Consider the following 20,692-nt stretch of genomic DNA (forward strand, 5'->3'; position numbering starts at 1 on the left):
GAATCTGGAGAAGCAAGAGCATATGAAGAGTTTGCCGAACAGTGCATGGCAGACTATGACTTAGATGGCTGGGTAAATGACACGTGGATTAATCCCAATGATGTTAACTATTTTATTAATTCGTAAGCAGAATATGTTGTCATGGCTAACTTAAATGAATTGTATACAGTAAGAGTTGCATCAGAATTTTTGCGAGAACTCTCTTATCTGAAATATTGATAAGTTCTAACTTTACGTTTAGAAAAGGAAAAACAGGCAGTGGAAATATGTTTGCTCGTTATTTTTCTGTACGTATACATCTGTTCTTCCGGTATGATAAAGGTACGGCTGTTTTATCGAGCCGCATAAGGTGCTTAATGAAATGCGGCGACCAGTAATAGGTTTTCTCTTTTCGAGAATGTTCAAAAACTATCCAGCTAATTTTTCGAAAACTTCATCTATATAACTTTAGGCTTTTACAAGCAGGGGGATAAAGAATGGAAAATTTTATTTATGAACAGCAAGCAGCAAAAATTGTATTTGGCAGAGGAAAAAGAAAATCTGTAAAAGAAGAAGTAAAACGTTTGGGGGCAAACCGTGCGCTTGTTATTTCGACACAAGGAAGAAAAAAGGAAGCAGAGGAAATAGCAGCTTGTTTAGAAGAGGTTAGTGCAGGTCTGCATGATAAAGCAAGACAGCACGTGCCGAAAGAAAACGTAACGGATGTTGTGCAAGAAATGAAGGACGTGCAAGCTGATACGCTTGTAGCGGTTGGGGGCGGTTCGGCGATTGGATTAGCAAAAGCTGCTGTTTTGCAGCTTAACATGCCGATTGTAGCGGTACCGACCACTTACTCGGGTTCTGAAATGACGGCTGTATGGGGAATCACATCGCATGGAAAAAAACAAACAGGAAAAGATACAGCATGCCAGCCAAAAACAGTTATTTATGATCCAGAATTAACAGTGACAATGCCGCCTTCATTATCTCTTACCAGCGGAGTGAATGCGATGGCCCATTGTGTTGAAGCACTATATGCAAGCAATGAAAATCCAATTACATCACTCATGGCAGAAGAAGGTATACGTGCGCTGCATGAGAGTCTAGGAAACATTGTACGTAATCCACATGATATGGAGGCTCGTTCTTTAGCACTGTATGGAAGCTGGCTGTCAGGTTCTGCTTTAGCTTCTGTGGGCATGGCACTTCACCATAAATTATGCCACGTGTTAGGAGGGACATGCCAGCTGCCGCACGCAGAGACGCACACCGTTGTTTTGCCGCATGCATTAGAATATAACCGGCCTGACGTTCCTAAAGCAATACAGGCGGTAGCAAGAGCGCTGCAAACAGGAGAGCAGCATGTTCCTTCAAAGCTTTTTACGTTTATTAAAGACAATGGAGGTCCGACGTCCTTGGAGGAAATTGGTATGAAAAAGGGTGATATCGACAAAGCGGCTGAACTAGCAACCGAAAAGGCATATGATAATCCGCGGGAAGTCACGAAGGAAGGAATGAAAAAACTTTTGACTCAAGCATTTGCGGGCAAGCAGCCCCTATGTTCATAAGCTGTATACCTGTTGCTCAACTACTGCACTCTTTGTGGTGTTATTGAACAGATGAACTGTCTATTAAGAATCGCTGGGCTAGGAGGTGATACAATTGAATAGTTCCTATGCAGTAAACCAATACACCGGGATGGGAAAAGACGCATTGGAAGCGTTAATAGAGGAAACTATACATGAAATAGGGAGAGAAAGATGTAAGGGGTTTTTAAACCAATACGGTAAAAAATATGGGGGGAAAGTAGGAGCGTCTGTGTCCAGTCAACAGCACTTTACCTCTGTAGAAGAGGCAATTTATTCGTTACCATCCATATGTCAAAGTTTTGCTGCAAGCGAAATTCATACCATTGAAAAAAGCGGATCTACTATTTATTTTACCGGCCAATGGAAATGTGATTGGTTAAACAAGCAAGAAGAACTGTTCGCTTTTCTGTCGGGGTATACCAGTGCATATGTAACAGCGTTGTTAGAAAGACCCATGGAAATCTATTGGAAACCTTTTGCAGAAAAAAGTTATTGTTATTTTAGAGCCGAAACAAAAATAGAAGAAAAACAGCGCCACACACCTGTTATTACGGAATTAAAGAACGCTTACGAAGAACTCACTAATCTTTACTATCATTTGGATGAATCTGAAACGATCGAGAAAAAATTAATCAGTCTATTCTTCGAAGATAAAGACCTTCTAGAAACCCTCACTTTTATGGCCCATACGTTAAAAAAGAGTATCATTATTGATTACCGCAACAAAATCATTGAAAGTGCGTTTATTAAAGAGAAAGATGAACACATCTATTACAACTGGGCAGAACACTTCAGCTATACAGAAGAAAAGCAAAATGATATTGATACGTTTCCAATACGGGCAAACAACATCAACTTAGGAAGACTCGTGGTTATCGGTAATCAAAAGCTTATTTCCAATGAAAAAATCGTTATAACAAGGGCGTTAAATGTTTTAACAATTCAACTATTTCATGAATGGAAAATTACCCATTCTATATGGAAAAACAAACAAGACTTTTTTGAAGAGTTGTTAAATAATCCAGATCATGATACATGCGTAAAGCGGTCTCATCTCTTTCATTTTTCTCCTTATTTAACGAACCGTATTGCAGCAATCAAAATGGATAATCGTCAATATCTTCAGAAGATTATGAAGTACCTAAGCAATCATTATCAAGATATAGATGTATTCTTAATGGAAAACCATATCATTGTTATTTTGTCCGGTGATTACGCAAAGGAAAAAGAAGAAATGATGAAATCAATGCAGCAGTTTCTTTTGGAGCAAATAAAAGTAAAAAATATTTATATAGGTGTTGGACGAGAAGCGAACGATTTAAAAAAATTAGTGAAAAGTTATCAAGATGCTTGTCGTATCAGTGACTTTATACAGTTAACAGATCATTCGAATATGTCTTATTATGAAGATTTAGAAGCAATTATGATGTTTTTGAAAGGAACAGATAATGAAGAACTGATTGAATTTTATAAAAATACAATTGGAGAACTTGTTGAATATGACAGGTTGAACAACTCCAATTTTTTACTTACCTTGAAGGCATATTTGGATAATAACGGAAATTTGCAGCAAACAGCAGATGATTTGCATTTGTCCATCACTGGACTGCGATACCGATTAGACCGTATAGAAAAGCTATGTCAGGCCGGTTTAAAAACGGGAGCGAGTCGCTTTAAGTATCAGCTGGCTATGAGAATACATTATGCGATAAAAATTAATACAGATTCTTAAATAAAATAAAGATAAAGGGGGCGTAACTTATCATAGATTGGAAAGTTATACTGTTAGGAACTGGGTGTCCAAGACCTAGTCTAGAACGCTCATCACCCGCACAAGTCATTGACTGCGGAAGCACTCTGATACTTATTGATTGTGGTGAAGGGACAACAGCTCAGCTGCAGCGCGTGAATATACCGCCGGAGTCAATTACAGATTTATTTATAACACATTTACATTCGGATCATATATTAGGTTATGGCCAGTTTTTATTGGGTGGCTGGGCTTTGGGGCGAAGGAAATTGAGAGTAGTAGGACCAAAAGGAATTAAGCATTATCATAATACAATGGTTGATTTATTTAAAGAAGATATCAATTATCGAATTTCTTTGGGACGTTCTCCTCGTGGAATACTAGAAAACGTAGAATTAATAGAAATCGAAGATGAAAGCGAAATAATGAGAAGACATAAGGAATGGCCAGTCACTGTCACAGCAAAAAAAGTTGTTCACAATGTTCCAACCTACGCATTTCGGTTTGAAGATAGACAATATACAGTCGTCCATTCTGGTGATACGGCACCGACAAATGGAGTTGTAGATTTAGCACAAGAAGCAGATCTTTTGATACAAGATGCTTGTTTAGCGGTCAATGCCGTATATAAAAATACGCCAAATTCTGAGCTGCAGAGAATTTGGGAGGCATTACAAAAAGAACATTGTAGTCCAGCACAAGCAGCTGATATCGCACAGCGTGCCAACGTGAAAACATTAGTATTAACACATTTTCTTCCTAAAATTGATGAAGAGAGAGCAAGACAAGAAGCATCTGCAAGGTTTGGCGGGGAAATTATCATCGGTCAAGATTTGCAAACCATTTCTATCAATCAGGACTAAGAGCTCTCTAGACAGTAGTAAGCAAAGAAAGGCTAATAATATATTGTTACAAACAATACACAATATTTCTGTTTGTTTTTGCTCTAGGTTAATATACAAACTATTGTTATGATTTAAAAAGTAATAGAGAAAGGAGTTACAAAACATGGATGCGAGATTATCAGCGATTGTTTCAAAGCTAGTTTATCAGGTGCAGGAAACCATCGATGAATTTAACATCACCGAAGAAGAATGGATGGAAGCGATTCATTTTATGACAAATGTAGGTAAAAATGACGAGTATCATCTACTGTCAGATGTGTTAGGTTTTTCTGTTAAAGTCAATGAAAAAACACATGCAAATAGTAAGAACAACGTTGCTACCGATCATAGTGTAGAAGGGCCGCTGTATCGTGACAACGCTCCCGTTCACCATTGTGAAGCAAGTATGTTTGAAGGAGAAGAAGAGCCAGGAGACGTGTTGTTTTTAAGCGGCCAAGTAACATACTCTGATGGAACACCAGTGCCTAAAGCTATTGTTGACGTGTGGCAGTCAAACGCAGAAGGAGACTATGAAAATGAAGATCCTAAGCAAGCTGACTACAATTACCGAAGAAAAATTGAAACCGATAATAATGGACATTACAAGTTAAAAACGATGGTACCGGGACCTTACCGCATCAGTAAAAGCGGCTATGTTGGTCAATTACTGCAAAAAATGGGTCGGCATGATTGGAGACCTGCACATATTCATTTTAAAATCAGTGACGATTTTCAAGAACCATTAACAACGATGTTATTTATAGAGAATGATCCATGGATTGATTCAGATGCGATTGGTGCTGTAAAAGATTCACTTATCTTACGAACAAAAAAGATTGATGACCCAAATGAAATGAATCAGTACGAAATGGACAAGCCATTTTATGTGGCAGAGTATAACTTTGTCATTGAAAAAGCCGAGGAGAGGACGAATCAAATAAATTAAAAACGTTTAATGAGGTGATGTATATGACAGAAATAAAAGTAACAATGTTAGGAACAGGCTCACCGCGTCCTGAAATTCACCGGTGCGGGCCTGCTCAGTTGTTAACGGTTGATGATACATCAATTCTTATCGATTGTGGAGAAGGAACAACTCAACAATTAATGAAAGCAGGTGTAAATCCAGAAGACATTCAATATTTGTTTTTTACACATTTGCATACTGACCATACGATGGGATATCAACAGTTTTTGTTTGGCGGATGGGAGCTGGGCCGTCGCAAGTTGACAGTGATAGGTCCTAAGGGGATCAAGAAATATCATGAAACATTACTTAGTATATCAGAAGAAGATATCGACTACCGATTGTCTCTTGGCAGACCGAAAAATGGTTTGTTGGATGTTACTATTATCGAAATTGATGAACCGGGAGAAGTTATGTGTAATCTCCCTATGAATATTGCTGCAAGTGAGATGGAACACAGCATTCTCACATATGCGTATCGATTTGACATCGAAAATCGCTCGGTCGTATTTTCAGGCGACACGGCTCCAAATAATTCAATAATAAAAATTTCAGAAAATGCTGACTTATTAATACAAGATTGTTGTCTTGCGCCCAACAAACGCTACACTAACCAAAAAATTACCGGAGAAAAAAAGGCATTATGGGATAGAATTAATCAAACACACTGCAGTCCTAAGCAAGCCGGAGAAATAGCTGCAAAAGCAAATGTCAAAACGATTGTCTTAACACATTTCTTACCAGAAATGGATGTGAAGAGAACATACGAAGAAACAAAAGCAGAGTTTTCCGGACATGTTATCGTCCCTAACGACTTACGAGAAATTGTTGTAAAAACAACAAAAGCAGCTGACAGTTTGGCGTAAGGAAAAAGAATTGCTGTTATTTACGGTAAGAGGGAGTAGCTAGCTGGTAATGATAAGTACAATGCTTTCATCTGCCAGTAAGCTTCCTTGCTTCAATACAAATAAGAGGTGAAATCATGCGTATCATTTTGAAAACGCTTACTGGAGTGGTGTTTGTTTTTCTTTTAGCTGGATGTGGAGGAGGAGAATCAACCTCCAGTACATCAAAGGCTGATATTGTCCCCATATATACACCGCCTTCCGGTGGTATTAATTACGTCATTAGTGCTGGAGTGGCCGATGTTATAAATCAAGGTAATTCTGATAAAACAAGCAATCAAATTTCTGTAGAAGCGATGCAAGGTGCGACAGATGGTGTGACAAGAATGATTGAACTCTATGAACAAGATCGGCCTTCTATTGGTGCCTATGCATATGAAGCTATCGATAAAATGTATAACGGAGAGTCAGAATTATTGGATGGAGAATATACAGAACTACGTGCCATCGGATATTTATCAGAAACAGCACTTCACATGGTTGTGGCAGGGAACTCCTCTATACAATCAATGGCTGATTTAGAAGGGAAGAGAGTTGGCACAGCGATTCCCGGGGACACCATGTATTACTTTATTCGCGACTTGTTAGAAGACGAATACGGTCTGATTGAAAATGAGGATTATCAAAGCATTCCTTTAAGTTATACGGAGGTACAAGACGGTATTAAAAATGGAAGCATTGATGCAGGATTAATTATGGGAATGCCGCCTGCGCCTGCTGTTTCTGAATTAGCACAAACAGAAGATATTCGGGTGTTGAGTATTGAGCCTGAAAAAATGGAAAGTTTTTTGGAAGGAAAACCATACTATTCGTCGGTAGAAGTAGAAAAAGGGACGTATCCCGGACAGGAAGAGGATGTTTTAATTGGATCGTTTTCATCGCTGTATTTTACACACGATAAAATGAAAGATGAAGAAATATATGCTTTTCTTGAAACAATTTTTGAAAATCAAGAACATTTACAGTCCGTGCATTCAACCTTTGATATTGATGAAGAAAGTGTAACAAAAAATATCGAGTTGCCGTTTCATCCAGGAGCAATTGAATTTTTTGAAGACCAAGGTATTGAATGGGAAGAGTAAATGAAAGAGGAAACATCCTATAAACGGTGTTGAAAGGAGGGGGAATCGTTGAACTCAGTTAAAAAATGGATGATTTTTAGTATTGCTATTGTACTGACTGTGTTTCACCTCTATTCAGGGGGAGTACAAATTTTCCCAGCACTGCAACAGCGGGGCGTTCACTTTGGATTGACACTTGCTTTAATTTTTTTGCTTTACCCAATGGTAAAAAATAATGATAAACAAAATCAACGCTTCTCTATTATTATGGATATAGTACTAGCTTTAGTAACAATTATACTTGGTGTATATATCTATCAAAACTTTATAAATTTAACTACTTTTTTAAATCAGCCTACGCAATTAATGGTTATAGCTGGTGCACTCATGATTATCCTTACCCTTGAAGCAACACGTCGAATCATCGGCTGGGCACTGCCGATCATATCCTTATTGTTTTTAGCCTATGCTTTATGGGGGAGTAACTTGCCATTGTTATTTGCGCATTCTGGCTTTACGTTAGACAGGCTTGTAACACAGGTAGGTTTGTCTAGCCAAGGGATACTTGGGACACCTCTTGGGGTATCCGCCACCTACGTTGTATTGTTTATCATGTTTGGCACCTTTCTTGAGCGTTCCGGTACGGGGAAGTTTTTAATAGACTTGGCTTTTTCAGCAGTAGGAAAATTTCGAGGGGGAGCTGCTAAAGTAGCTGTTGTTGCTAGTGCATTTACTGGTTCTGTGAATGGATATGCTGTTTCTAATGTAGCTACAACCGGTGTGTTAACGATACCTTTAATTAAACGAAGCGGCTACTCTTCAAGGTACGCAGCAGCAGTGGAGTCTGCCGCATCAACTGGGAGTATGATTCTTCCACCTGTTATGGGAGCCGTTGCATTCTTGATTGCAGACTACCTGCAAATTGAATTTTATAAAGTTGCGCTAGCTGCTGTAATTCCTGCTATCTTGTATTTTTTAGCCATATTTATTATGGTTGATTTAAGAGCAGCCCGTATTGAAAATACAAAAATGTCATCAGACAAGCCTCTGTATAAGGTCAATCGTTTAACAGACGAGCTGAAGGAAAAAGGCCATCTCATTATTCCATTACTCGTGTTAATCTATTTATTAATCATTCAGCAAGTCAGTCCATCTTATGCGGCGTTTTGGAGCATTATTACTGTTCCGACTGTTTGTTTACTTCGCAAAGAAACACGCATGAGCATAAAAGATATTTTGGGAGCCTTAGAACAGGGCGCAAAAATCTCACTAGTTGTGGCTGCAGCTTGTGCTTGTGCCGGTATCGTAATTGGGGTTATTGAATTAACGGGTATTGGCTTAAGATTTTCCGGCATATTAGTAGAGTTGTCAAATGGAAATTTGTTTGTATTACTATTATTAACGATGATTGCTTCTATTGTTATGGGAATGGGGCTTCCACCGGTTGCATCTTATATCATTTTGGCCGTAATTGCCGCACCTGCGATTACTCAATTGGGTGTTCCTGATATCGCAGCCCATCTGTTCATATTCTATTATGGAACTCTGTCTGCGATTACACCACCAGTGGCAATCGCTGCATATACAGCAGGAGGCATTGCGAAGGCGGATCCCTTAAAAACATCATTGACTGCTGTGAAACTTGCATTGGTGGCGTTTTTGATTCCATTTATGTTTGTCTACGGTCCTTCTCTCATATTAGAAGGCAGCACTTTAAACATAGCAACTGCTTTTATCACAGCAGTTGTCGGAATATTCAGTTTGTCAGTTTCTTTAGAAGGTTATTGGAAAATAAAGGTACATCCTATTTCTCGAATATTGCTAATGACAGGTGCGTTATTGTCAATCAGTGTAGGTATATTATTGGATATCATCGGTATTATCGTCATATCACTTGTCATGCTCTATGAATGGAAAGTTACAAAAGAGAGAGTAGCAAATGTAACAGCTGAACAGGCTCAACCACCACAGCAGACGTCCCATGCCGGTCAATAGATAAACATTAAAAAAGAACCCGATGGAGATCAACATCGGGTTCTTTTCTAAACAGAGCGCTTGCGCTTTTCTTTGTATTAAGAAAAAAAAGAGATAAGCATGCCGCCGGCAGCACCGCTTACGACGACTATCCAAGGCGGAAGCTTCCAGTAAGCAAGCATGGTGAATAACACCGCTGCAAGGGCGAAATCCACTGGCTCAAAGATAGAAGTTGTCCAAATGGGGTGGTAAAAGGCAGAAATTAAAATACCGACAACTGCAGCGTTAATGCCCATTAATGCTCCCTTAATATTAGGATTGGTACGCAGAGCATCCCAAAATGGAAGTGTGCCTAAGATGAGCAAGAAGGCTGGTAAAAAGATAGCAGCTGTCGCAAGCAAGCCTCCTTGCCAGCCATTAATGACTGCACCAATATAGGCTGCAAATGTGAACAGTGGTCCGGGTACCGCTTGAGCTGCACCGTAGCCGGCTAAAAATTCCTGTTCTGTTAACCAGCCGCGCGGCACAAACTCTTGTTCTAACAGGGGCAATACAACATGTCCGCCGCCGAATACAAGCGCGCCGGAGCGGTAGAAACTGTCAAATAGTGCAATCCATTCGATCGACGTGAGATTCCGTATAATAGGCAAGAGGATAAGAATACCAAAAAATAATGCCAAACATACATAACCAAACCGCCGCGAAACAGGAAAGCCTGTAACAAAACTATCTTGTTCTTGTACCGTCTGCTGGCGGTATAACAGAAATCCAACAACAGCTGCTAGCAAAATCACGCCAATATGCGTGTAAGGCGTTTGCCATAACAGCGTCATCACTAGCGTAAACAGGGCAATCGTTCGTCGTTTTATGTCGGGGGTCAGCTTTTGAGCCATGCCAATAATGGCATGAGCAACAACTGCTACTGCTACAATTTTTAATCCGTTTATCCAGCCGGCATCTTCCACATTAAATGTATGAAGCAGCGAAGCAAATAAAATAAGTGCAATCACAGAAGGGAGAGTAAATCCGATGAAAGACGTTATCCCCCCTAGAATCCCGCCGCGCATGACGCCTATCCCAATGCCGACTTGGCTGCTGGCAGGTCCCGGCAAAAACTGACACAGCGCAACGAGGTCAGCATACGTTTTTTCTCCCATCCATTTGCGTCTTCGGATATATTCCTCATGAAAGTAACCAAGGTGTGCTATAGGCCCGCCAAAAGATGTAAATCCAAGTCTTGTAGAAACGATTAATATTTCTACGAGTGTTTTTAATTTGTTTTGCTGATTGTTCATAGATAGATACACCTGCCTTTGTTAATCCTTTATTTCCTTAAACAATTCATAGGCCTGTGCACGAGCTTTATCGAGAATAACGTCTCCTTTTCTAGTTGCACTGTAGTATTTTCGGATTTTGCCATCGACAAGACGTTCTTCTTTTTCCAGCAGTCCGTCTTTTTCCATGTTGTGAAAAATTGGATAAAGCGTGCCAGCACTAATTTCATAGCCGTGCTCTTGAAGCTCTTCAAGCATCCACGCGCCATAAACAGGATGCTCTTTTGCGTGATGAAGAATGTGAATTTGAATAAACCCGAGAAACAATTTGCGAAGGATACGGTCTTCCAGTGAAAATCCCTCCTTATTGATTACGTTTTTCGATATAGAAAATCGATATCGGATTGTATAATATCATATGCTGTTTTGCTGTCCAACGGATTTTACGTTATTTTTAATAATTTTACATTTTCTTAATAAAGGAAGAGTATTAACAAAAAGGCACTGTTACACCTCAGGAATCATTGTCTTGGGAAATGATTCGAAGACGTCATATATTCTGCGATTATGGAATATTATCAAAAAGTGTTTAAAAACTTTACAGTTTAATGGATATCCTTGACAATGAAAAAGTACTTATTTTTAAGGAGGGTATACAATGATGGAAGGGGTATTTGTACTTATCTTACTTGTGCTTGGTATCTTAGCCCTTGTTGCTGCAGTTGTCACGTTTTTCATTTTTCGTTTGCGCTACAAAACGGCCAGCTCGAATGAAGCGTTAATTGTGACAGGGCCGAATTTAGGAGATTCAGAAAAGGAGAAAAATGTCTTTGAAGACCACAACGGCCGTTCGGTAAAAATTATTCGAGGCGGCGGATACAGGCTGCGCATGTTTCAAACAGCAACGCCCATTGATTTAACATCTTTTCAGCTGCAAGTCGATTCTGAAAAGGCATATACAAAAGAAGGTATTCCTGTACGTGTGTCTAGTACGGCTGTGATTAGTATCGGCAGTGAATTAGAAATTATGGCAAACTTTGCTGAGAAGTTTTTAGGGAAAAAACAAAATGAACGAGAATCAGAGCTAAATGATGTGTTAAACGGACACTTGCGTTCGATTATCGCTTCTTTGCCAATTGAGAAAATATATAATGATTTTAAAGAAGTAAATATGCAAGTGAAAAAGATTGCAGAATCGGACTTAAAAGGAATGGGGTTTGAAATTACTTCATTTGCTTTAAACGATGTAGAAGATGTTGATAAAGAAAATGGTTATATTGATGCGCTTGGGCGTCCGCACATTGCAGATGTACAGAAAAAAGCAAATATGGCAGAATCCGATGCGAAAAAAGAGACGAAGATTTACCAAGCTAAAAACGATCAAGAAGCCCAAGAAGAAGAAAACCGCCGTTTGACTGCGGTTGCAGAGTCGAAAAAAGAAAAAGATATCAAAGAAGCAAAATTCCAAACGGAAACAAATCGAGCGGAAGCGAATGCTGAACAAGCAGGCGAGCTCGAACGGCAAAGATTAGCGCAGCAAGTAAAAGAGGAAGAATTGAAAGTACAATACATAGAGAAACAGCGAGCAGTAGAACTAGAAGAAGAAGAGAACAAGCGCCGCCGGGCAGTGGCTGATGCCCAAGCTTATGAAACGACGAAAAAAGCCCAAGCAGAAGCTGATAAAGAACGCATCAAAGGGGAATCAGAAGCCGAAGTTATCCGCCAGCGCGGGATTGCAGAAGCAGAATCAAAGGAACGTATGGCCAAAGCGATGGAACAATACGGCGAAGCTGCTATCGTCGAGATGCTCTTAAATGTGCTGCCGGAATACGCAGAAAAAGTTTCCGCCCCGATATCTCAAATTAAAGACATGAAAGTGATTGATATGGGGGGAAGCGATTCGCAAGGCGGTTCGACCAAAGTGGCTAATAACGTCACATCGACGATGCTGGGAATTCAAGAGTCATTAAAAGAAACAACGGGTATGGATTTGAAAGCATTGCTTGAAAATTACGTTTCCCGTGAAAATGCAAATGGTTTTGGACCGGCGCGTGACCCGTATGATTATGGTGTTGCGGCAGCAAAAGAACATGATGAACAAGAGGTGTCTGCAAATCACGAACAAGTTCCAGATGAACGTGTTGAATCGGAAAAAACCGAAACAAAGAAAAAAGGTGAATAGTTAAAATGCTGTAAGAAAAGCCATAAGGAGGATGTCCTTATGGCTTTTTCTACAAGTACATAGTTGTTATTTGCGCTCTGGATATTGCACCATTCGATTATTTTCAAAGTTTTGAAGAGGCGGGGTGTGGGAAGGAGCAGGGATGAAATCAGCATTTTCATTAAATTCGGACTGTTTTTGTTTGCCAACAGACTTATAACGGATGTGAAACTCTTCTTCATATGCTGGCATATCCTCTGTCAGTGAGTTGGATTCTTGCATGCTGGATATCCATGTTTCTAATTTATACGTGCCGCGGTCGACAATCTCACATAAGTTTTCTAAAGTGTCCACCAATTCGCTTAAACAGTCCAGTCCATTTCGCAAAATGATTCCTTTTTTCTTTGCTCTTTCTACGGAGTGACCCATTTTGTAGGAATGACCGTGGTAACGAAATTCAATGTAGCAACTATTACGGTCCCAATTAAAATTGTAATGTTCAATTTTTAACCGCCTCATCACTTTGGTTAGCTTTCTCTCACTGATTTTTTGATCTTTATATGGCAGCCAGTTAAACATTTGCTTCACCTTCCCTCTGATATTTTTACAAACAATTGCAAGATATGTTAGGCAAGCAGGCTTTTCTATTAACTTCAACAAAATAAATAAAAACCCTGTTTTTATCGTTTGTGTTTTCTCGACGTTTTTTTACAAAAATAATATTGTGTCTTGCGTGATATGGGAACATAACAAAGTCATAAGTGAAAAGCATGGATAGATTTTGGTTTTATAGTTATTTAGTTTTAAGTGTAATCAAAAAAATAGTGCGTAAGTATTGAAAATATATTATATATATAGAACACTTGTGAAATTATTGCTACACTTACATACGATTAATGGAAACAAATGAAAAGAGGGGAAGATCATGCAAAAAAAGTGCTGTGCTTATGTTTTTATCTGCTTTGTTATGTTGCTGGCTGCTTGTTCTTCCGGTGGCGAAGATGCAGCCGTGCCTGAAGAGCAAGGAGAAACCGAGGGACAGGAAGAAAAGGAAAACACAGACGGGGATGAAGAATTCAGCCCGAGTGAACTTGATTACTATGATATTGGAGAAACAGCCCGTCCTTTAACAGAGTTTGAACAGGAGCTGCTTCGAAAACCCGGTCCCTACAGCGGGGATGATTATGATCAAGAAGCAGTGAACGCTGCAATCGATGAGCTTCCAGATGATTTAACGGCTGAAGAATATGCCCATGAGCTTATTTATTTAGTAGGGGAAGATTACCATGAAGAAGTGAAGACATTTGCTAACTTTGATTCGCAAGTAGATGTGGATATACAACGTCCGGATGGAACCGTAGAAGAGCGGGAACCCTTAACTGCTCACTATGCAATTTTAATGGATGCCAGTGGCAGTATGTATAATTACAACGGTGATAAGACGAGATGGGATTCGGCAAAAGAGGCAGTAACGGAATTTGCACAAGAAGTGCCAGAACAAGCAACAATTTCTCTGAGGGTATATGGACATAAAGGGACAGGAAGCGATGCGGACAAAGAAGTGTCATGCAGCACGACAGAAAACATTTACAATGATACGTATCAAGCAGAAGGTTTTCAATCCGCTTTATCAGAGTTGCAGCCCTCCGGATGGACGCCGATTGCGCGCGCGTTAGAAGAAAGCAGGGAAGACATCCCGGATGCAGCAGATGAAGTTGTTGTCTATGTAGTCAGTGACGGGATTGAAACATGCGATGGGAACCCAGTAGAAGCAGCAGAAACATTGGTAGACGAATATGGGGACGCTATGGTGAATATTATTGGTTTTGATGTGGATGATGAGGAAGGACAAAAGCTGTTGCAGGATGTAGCGGATGCAGGAAACGGTGAGTTCGTGTACGTGGATTCTGAACAAAAATTAAAAGAATATATGAGAGAGCAGTACGATGAAATAAAAAAAGCATGGCGTGAATGGAAAGAACAAGGGAAAACAGAAGCATACGCACAAAAAGAAGAGAAAAAGGAACTGGCATATGACATGAAAGAGCGTGTGAAAGAGAAAAGCAGGCGGGAAAAAGAGCGGTTAAAGGATGCACAGGATTATTTAGAAGACCGCTTTGAGGATTTTGGTCATCCGGCTAATGACACGTTCTCCATTGTTGTTGACCACGCGAATGAAATCTGGAGTTATGGCGTTGATACAGGCAATGAATTGTGGCAGGAAAGTGTGAACAGCGGGAATGAAAAGTGGCAAGAGTACGTTGATGAAGGAAATGAACAAATAAGAGATGCTATTGATCAAAAAAATAATCAGGAATAAAAAGCGCTGAATCCAGCGCTTTTTTTATATATACATTTGCTATGTTCACTGACCAGCGCCAGTACCTGATCGTTTGCGGTTCCGTCTGTCCAGTATGTGTATGAAAGCCTTTTGTACTTTTTAGAAGGGCAGGAATAGCGGGAGCGAAAAACGGATAAAGCAAGGTGAAGGGTTTAAGATACGGATACAGCAAGCTGCCAAATTTTTCTGCTGCGTTTTTGGGACGTATAGTAAGAATCGTTCGTTACATGTATAGAAACAGCAACAGAAGGGGGGAAAACATCGTGCATCACACGATTATGCGTGCTCAATCGGGAAATAAAGAAGCTTTCTGTGAGCTCGTTTCTACCTATTATCAGACGGTGCAGCGGTTTGCGTTTCAAATTGGCGTAACATCAGAAGAAGTAGAAGATGTTACACAAGAAGTATTTTTAAAAGTATATCGCTCTTTAGACAGTTATGAAGGTGGGACGTTTACGACATGGCTATATGCCATTACCTTAAACACAGCAAGAGATATGATGAGAAAACAGCAGCGCCAGCGCCGGAAAATGGAAAAATTAAAACAAAAGCACAACTCTAAAACGTATTCGACGTTAGACGTTAGTGAAGAAGCAATGGAATTGCATGAGCTTATTCAAGAGCTTGATGTGAAATACCGCGTTCCTCTTGTTCTTCATTACTTTCACCATTTAACCTACCGCGAAATTAGTGAAGTAACCAACACATCAGAATCGGGAATCAAAACACAAGTGATGAGAGCAAAAAAACAGCTGAAAGCAAAATTAGAAAAGGAGGGTGGGCAAGCATGAGCAAGTCATTAGAAGAACGGTTAAAAGAATTAGAAAAAGGCTATGAAAACATGCCGGATTTTGTCTCTAGCGATAACATTATCAAGCGCGTAGAGAAGGCAAATAAACGCTCCCCTTGGAAAAGAATATATGTGACGGCAGGCAGTGTGCTAGCAGCGGGCATAGCCGCGGTTCTTGTGATGAGTCAGCCCGGTATCGCCCCAGGTGATGGTAATAACAAAGGGGTTCCGGGAGAGGCGCCTGAAGAAGACCAAAAAGAAAACTCAACAGAAGACAGTGTGCCTGAGTTGTCTGAAAGGCAAGCAGCGGCGTTTTTGAATGAATGGGAAACCTCGTTTTTGTCTTTAGTCGATGAAGCGGATAGTGATCAAAAAATAGATTCGTACGAAACGACAGGCGAAGTCCAACAATATTTTGAGGAAACGATGTCTCAAGAATTAGCGGCCTGGATGACCGATGCGTATTTTACAAATCGAGATGACGGGGTGTACGTCATTGCTAAAGACGGGCCGACTTGGTTTGAAGAAAGCCAGCCGTTTGAGATGGAAAAAGAATCAGATACGCGCTTTTTGGTGACGCAAGAACGAAATAATGAACTGCTTGGCCATGTCAACATGATTTATCATCTTGTTTATCAAGACGGCCAGTGGGTTGTTCATGAAATAGAATCGGAAGAGGCAAATAGCTCTAATCGCGGTGCCAATGTTATTCCAGATGAGTTGAGCGGACCACAGCAAGCTGCGCTGAATCAAGCAGACACGATTTTACAACAATTGCTGAGTCAAGATGCGGAACGCTTAGCAAGCCGCGTGCATCCAGATAAAGGACTTCTTTTTTCGCCCTATGTTCATATTGAGGAAGAACGTGCGGTCGTGTTAGAGAAGAACCAGGTAGCAAACTTCTTTACTGATGATAATGTCTATGAATGGGGAGTATATGATGGCAGCGGTCATTCGATAGAGGCAACACCAGCTGCATATTATGAGGAGTTTATCTATCATCCTGATTTATCATCGCCTGATGAAATTGTTGTAGGAGAAACAAAACAACGCGGCAATATGCAAAGCAATATCCGTGAGGTGTTCCCGGAAGCTGCCGTTGTAGAATACCACGTGGAAAGTGAAGAAGAAGGCGGAATGGATTGGAAAAGTGTAAATATTGTGTTAGAACAAGACGAACAGGGAAGCTGGTTTGTCACAGCTATTGTAACTAATGAATGGACCATTTAAATATGAAAAAGCGTGGCCTTTTCCGGCCATGCTTTTTTGTTGTGCTTCCGAAATCGTTCACTTGGCGGGAAGCAGAACGGATGAGGGTTTTGCTGTAGAGACTAGGCAGCAAGCCAAGTTTTTTTCATTTCAGCGGACTGTTGCATGTTAGACGTAATGAAGGAACACATATTGTATGCAAGCTGCACAAAGGTGTAATCTGCTTAGCCATCAAAGACGTACCATAACGGGAAGGAGGTGATAGAAAGTGGGAAAATACTATCGTCCTTTTCATTTCGGCGGAAAATTAGGTATGCACAAAACATTATCGAAAAATAAATTATTAAAAAAATATGTACCGGAAACAAAAAATTTCACGTATCGTAATGTTAAAGAAATGATGAAAAAATATCGAATCGTCTATGTTAAACCGCAAAAGAGTTCGAAAGGGAGAGGAATTTACCGAATAAGACGTGTGAAAACAAAATATGAATGCCGTTCTAATAAAAGCAAAAAGGTCTTTAAGAAATTAGCAAGCGTATACAACTATATAACCAAACACTCAAAGAAGAAAAAGCGAATTATCCAGCAAGCTATTACGCTCGATCGAGTAAAGGGACGCCCTTATGATATTCGCGCGCTGGTACAGAGAAAAGTTAAAGGGAAATGGAAATGTACTGGAATCAGCAGCAGAATCGGCAAAAAGAATAGCATTGTGACCAATTTAAACCGCGGCGGGAGCATTTGCTTGATGCCGGATCTTTTTAAACAAAAAGGTCTTTCAGTGTCAGCTCAAAAACAGCGCATGCAGGAAATGAAAGATACGGCTCTTCATACTGCACGTTTTTTAAGTGAAAAAAATGAAAACATTCATGTATTGGGAATTGACTATGGTTATGATAAAGCTGGAAAGCTGTGGATATTAGAAGTTAACTCGCGTCCGCAATTTTCTATGTTAAAAAAAGTTGATCCCGCTATGTATAAAAGGATGAAACGTTTGGCAAAAAGTTATAAAGCGGCTTAATTCTTTATTTATAGTGAATAAATACAGCAGGAAACGCATGCCACAGCATGCGTTTCTTATATCGTTTAAGGTGCATCATAACTGTTTCAAAAATACTTTAAATGACAGCGAAGAACAGAGTCAGTCAACTGTTTAAAAGGCACTTTCTCAATTTTTGTCTATGATATGTTTTCTTTCTTCCATCTGCGGCGGTTCTTCCATCCAGCCGTTTCGGATCATAATTTTAGCACCTTCTTGTGCGTATTCAAACACATCTTTCATGGATACAGTGGTTTTTGCGGCGACATCGGTTCGTAAACTAAAAGCTGTGCCCAGCGAATTCCCGCCCAGTGAAAAACTGCAAAAAAGACTGATGCAATACATGATAAGCTTATCGGAAAACGGAGCAGCAGTGGAGCGTGTCACATTGCCGCCAGCAGGAGTTGGTGCTTGAACACTATCTTTTAAAAGTATTGCACTGAATTCCGTAATAAAGCTTTTGGATAATTCCATTCCTCTTTTACAATATTTTGATACTTCTGTAGAGTGAGCAGATTGTGCGAAACCAGTTATCATCTGCATACCGGTAACATTAGTTTCAATGGCATGAAAAATATGCGCTACTTCAACCGTATTTAATGTGCGTTTGTCGTTAAAAGGGTTCAATCCGCTTAAATACTTTACGTCTTTAACAAATTCTACCGACTGCGGCATTGAAACGTAAGGCGGACGAGCCAGCATTCCTTTACGAATCAAGTATTGCGTACATTCGTTATAATATTTTTGTATAATGGCGGTCAAATCTTTGTATAACGAAACGACGTCTTCACGTGAACTCATGGTAATATTTAATGTATGCATCCCCATGCCGATTTCTGTCATCAGTCGGAAAAACATAATATCAAAGCCATTCTCGTATAATTTCGGAACCCCTGTATTCACGTCTTGTGACGTAAAGCCGACGGGAACAGCCGCTCCTTCTTCTTGAAAAAGAATCGCTGTTTTTTCACTGAAGGAATGAACAACATTATATAGATTTTCCATTATCGTTTTTGCTTCCTTGTCATCCGCTTGTTTAATAAAGTACTCAAGCATCCGCAAAACCATCGTTTCTTGCTGATACGTCAGCCAAAGTGTACCCAATTCAGATGATGTAAGGGAAGGTTTATCCGGCATTTGTGTACAGCCTCCTTGTGTCTTGCCTGCTTTATATGATTGTAGTTTTCCAAAAGAAAGAAATTTTATGTTGTGCGATCCGATTTTTTTTCATAAGGAATTTGCTGCATGCCGCTGTTCCTTGCGTCCCTGGTGGCTGCGTACCGTAAAAATGGTCTTTACTTTCTGAAATGTATGGAAAGCTGTTTCATATGACTGCCGGGCACTTTCTTCTTTTGCAGACATCATCGGTCACTTTGCAGCCCGCTATCACATATAAACATTTCCGTCTGTTAGCGGAACGATATTTTCTTGTAATCAAACCTGTCTGCAAAGCAGCATACATAGGGAAAAGTTAAAGTGTGTTATCATGTTTTACAGGTTGGAAATATTAACGGAAAGGAGGGGTTCTATTGGACTGGCTCAAGCAGTACATACAAACACCATTAATTAAAAAAATCACCGCTGCTCTTATTCTTGGTGCGGCGGTTGGGTTAATTTTTGGAGAGCGAGCAGCAGTGCTAGAACCAGTAGGAGATTTGTTGCTGCGGCTGCTGCAATTTATTATCCTGCCGCTTATTTTGTTTACATTAATAGTTGGAGTAAATCAAACGAGCATCAGCCGTTTAGGACGCATGGGCGGGAAAGTATTTATTTATTATGTCATCACTTCAGCTCTAGCTATTATGGTAGGCATAGTTGTGGCGCGTTTGTTAAATCCGGGAACACAGATGTCATTGACGGGTGACGAAAGCATGGAAGTGCCTGAAAATCCGGGCATTGTAGACGTTCTGTTAAGTATTGTTCCGGAAAATATTGCCGCGGCGTTTACGAATATGAATCTGCTTGGTATTATTTTTACGGCCATCGTCTTTGGAATGGCGATTTCTTATTTGCGTGACAGCGCAGAAAAAACGGAAATAGGTGAAAAATTGTACCGCGCTGCTGATGCATTGAATGAAGTGGTGCTTGTCGTGATGAAAGGCGTACTGCAATTCGTTCCTGTTGGTATTTTTGCAATTATTGCTAATGTAGTTGGCAGTCAAGGAACGAATACATTGCTGTCTTTAGGGAATTTTATTTTAGTGTTATACGCAGCTTTATTTGTACAGCTGCTCGTTTATGTAGCCATATTACTTCTTATAAAAAAGAGCCCGATGCAGTTTTTCCGGGAAGCACGGACACCAATGATTACGGCATTTGTGACGCAAAGCAGCTCAGGGACACTGCCGCTTACGTTACATGCGGCCAATAACCTAGGCTTAAATAAAAGCTTATATGGGTTTAGTCTTCCGTTTGGTGCAACGATTAATATGGACGGTGCGGCTATACGGATTGCTGTTTCAGCTGTGTTTGCCGCCAATGTGATTGGCGAACCGCTCAGTTTTGGAGCGCTTTTGCAAGTAGTCATTATCGGAACGCTTGCTTCTGTCGGAACAGCTGGTGTACCGGGCGCAGGCATCGTGATGATTGCCACCGTATTCACTCAGTTAGGGCTGCCGATGGAAGCGGTAGCTTTATTAGCGGCAGTGGATGTATTAATTGGAATGGGAGCAACATGTTTAAATGTTACCGGAGACTTAATAGGAACAACAGCTATTAATAAGACAGAAACAAATAACGATGAATCATAAAACAATGGAAAATATG

At 40.1% G+C, this 20,692-nt stretch carries 17 protein-coding genes; 13 read left to right on the plus strand and 4 right to left on the minus strand.

Annotated features, from left to right (window positions below; all coding sequences use genetic code 11):
* Positions 1–476: 476 nt before the first annotated feature.
* From BLT18_RS00005 to BLT18_RS00035, 7 genes are all read left to right on the plus strand, one after another.
* Positions 477–1,547 carry a maleylacetate reductase gene (locus BLT18_RS00005; protein WP_091270131.1) on the plus strand — a complete coding sequence of 357 codons (1,071 nt, stop codon included), beginning with the start codon at positions 477–479 and terminating at the stop codon, positions 1,545–1,547.
* A gap of 94 nt (positions 1,548–1,641) precedes the next feature.
* On the plus strand, positions 1,642–3,300 hold the full coding sequence (locus BLT18_RS00010) for a PucR family transcriptional regulator (RefSeq protein ID WP_091270132.1): 1,659 nt from the start codon (positions 1,642–1,644) through the stop codon (positions 3,298–3,300).
* Between the two features lie 128 nt (positions 3,301–3,428).
* Positions 3,429–4,181: an MBL fold metallo-hydrolase gene (locus tag BLT18_RS00015; RefSeq protein WP_281242326.1), complete on the plus strand. Its 753-nt coding sequence runs from the start codon at positions 3,429–3,431 to the stop codon at positions 4,179–4,181.
* A 145-nt stretch (positions 4,182–4,326) separates the two neighbouring features.
* Positions 4,327–5,148 (plus strand): dioxygenase family protein, encoded by an 822-nt coding sequence (locus BLT18_RS00020; protein WP_091270134.1) that lies wholly within the window; start codon positions 4,327–4,329, stop codon positions 5,146–5,148.
* 23 nt (positions 5,149–5,171) lie between these two features.
* A complete protein-coding gene (locus BLT18_RS00025) occupies positions 5,172–6,035 on the plus strand; it encodes an MBL fold metallo-hydrolase (RefSeq protein WP_175487312.1) in 864 nt (287 codons plus the stop codon).
* Between the two features lie 116 nt (positions 6,036–6,151).
* On the plus strand, positions 6,152–7,156 hold the full coding sequence (locus BLT18_RS00030; protein ID WP_091270136.1) for a TAXI family TRAP transporter solute-binding subunit: 1,005 nt from the start codon (positions 6,152–6,154) through the stop codon (positions 7,154–7,156).
* A gap of 48 nt (positions 7,157–7,204) precedes the next feature.
* Entirely contained in the window at positions 7,205–9,130 is a 1,926-nt protein-coding gene (locus BLT18_RS00035) for a TRAP transporter permease (RefSeq protein WP_091270137.1), read from the plus strand.
* 77 nt (positions 9,131–9,207) lie between these two features.
* On the opposite strand, the gene BLT18_RS00040 is transcribed toward BLT18_RS00035, so the two are convergent.
* The gene (locus BLT18_RS00040; protein WP_091270138.1) at positions 9,208–10,404 is read right to left on the minus strand and encodes a chromate transporter; all 1,197 of its coding nucleotides are present in this window, start codon (positions 10,402–10,404) and stop codon (positions 9,208–9,210) included.
* 21 nt (positions 10,405–10,425) lie between these two features.
* A complete protein-coding gene (locus BLT18_RS00045) occupies positions 10,426–10,734 on the minus strand; it encodes a PadR family transcriptional regulator (protein WP_091270139.1) in 309 nt (102 codons plus the stop codon).
* Positions 10,735–11,041: 307 nt separating this feature from the next.
* Between BLT18_RS00045 and BLT18_RS00050 the strand changes: the two genes are divergently transcribed.
* Complete coding sequence (locus BLT18_RS00050) at positions 11,042–12,565, plus strand: flotillin family protein (RefSeq protein WP_091270140.1); 1,524 nt, start codon at positions 11,042–11,044, stop codon at positions 12,563–12,565.
* A gap of 66 nt (positions 12,566–12,631) precedes the next feature.
* Here the strand turns inward: BLT18_RS00050 and BLT18_RS00055 are convergent, their stop codons facing one another.
* Positions 12,632–13,123, minus strand: a complete 492-nt coding sequence (locus tag BLT18_RS00055) for a hypothetical protein (RefSeq protein WP_091270141.1) — start codon at positions 13,121–13,123, stop codon at positions 12,632–12,634.
* Between the two features lie 346 nt (positions 13,124–13,469).
* Between BLT18_RS00055 and BLT18_RS00060 the strand changes: the two genes are divergently transcribed.
* From BLT18_RS00060 to BLT18_RS00075, 4 genes are all read left to right on the plus strand, one after another.
* A complete protein-coding gene (locus BLT18_RS00060) occupies positions 13,470–14,864 on the plus strand; it encodes a VWA domain-containing protein (protein WP_091270142.1) in 1,395 nt (464 codons plus the stop codon).
* A gap of 284 nt (positions 14,865–15,148) precedes the next feature.
* A complete protein-coding gene (locus tag BLT18_RS00065) occupies positions 15,149–15,676 on the plus strand; it encodes an RNA polymerase sigma factor (RefSeq protein ID WP_245705137.1) in 528 nt (175 codons plus the stop codon).
* Positions 15,673–16,905, plus strand: coding sequence for a hypothetical protein (locus tag BLT18_RS00070; protein WP_091270143.1), 1,233 nt, complete (start codon positions 15,673–15,675; stop codon positions 16,903–16,905). The genes BLT18_RS00065 and BLT18_RS00070 overlap by 4 nt, the downstream gene beginning before the upstream one ends.
* 247 nt (positions 16,906–17,152) lie before the next feature.
* A complete protein-coding gene (locus tag BLT18_RS00075) occupies positions 17,153–17,908 on the plus strand; it encodes a YheC/YheD family protein (protein WP_091270144.1) in 756 nt (251 codons plus the stop codon).
* 147 nt (positions 17,909–18,055) lie between these two features.
* On the opposite strand, the gene BLT18_RS00080 is transcribed toward BLT18_RS00075, so the two are convergent.
* On the minus strand, positions 18,056–19,063 hold the full coding sequence (locus BLT18_RS00080) for a DUF3231 family protein (RefSeq protein ID WP_091270145.1): 1,008 nt from the start codon (positions 19,061–19,063) through the stop codon (positions 18,056–18,058).
* Between the two features lie 392 nt (positions 19,064–19,455).
* Here BLT18_RS00080 and BLT18_RS00085 point away from each other — a divergent pair, with 392 nt between their 5' ends.
* Positions 19,456–20,676, plus strand: a complete 1,221-nt coding sequence (locus BLT18_RS00085; protein ID WP_091270146.1) for a dicarboxylate/amino acid:cation symporter — start codon at positions 19,456–19,458, stop codon at positions 20,674–20,676.
* Positions 20,677–20,692: the final 16 nt, after the last annotated feature.

The sequence above is a fragment of the Alteribacillus persepolensis genome (assembly GCF_900099605.1).
Taxonomy (GTDB): Bacteria; Bacillota; Bacilli; order Bacillales; family Marinococcaceae; genus Alteribacillus; species Alteribacillus persepolensis.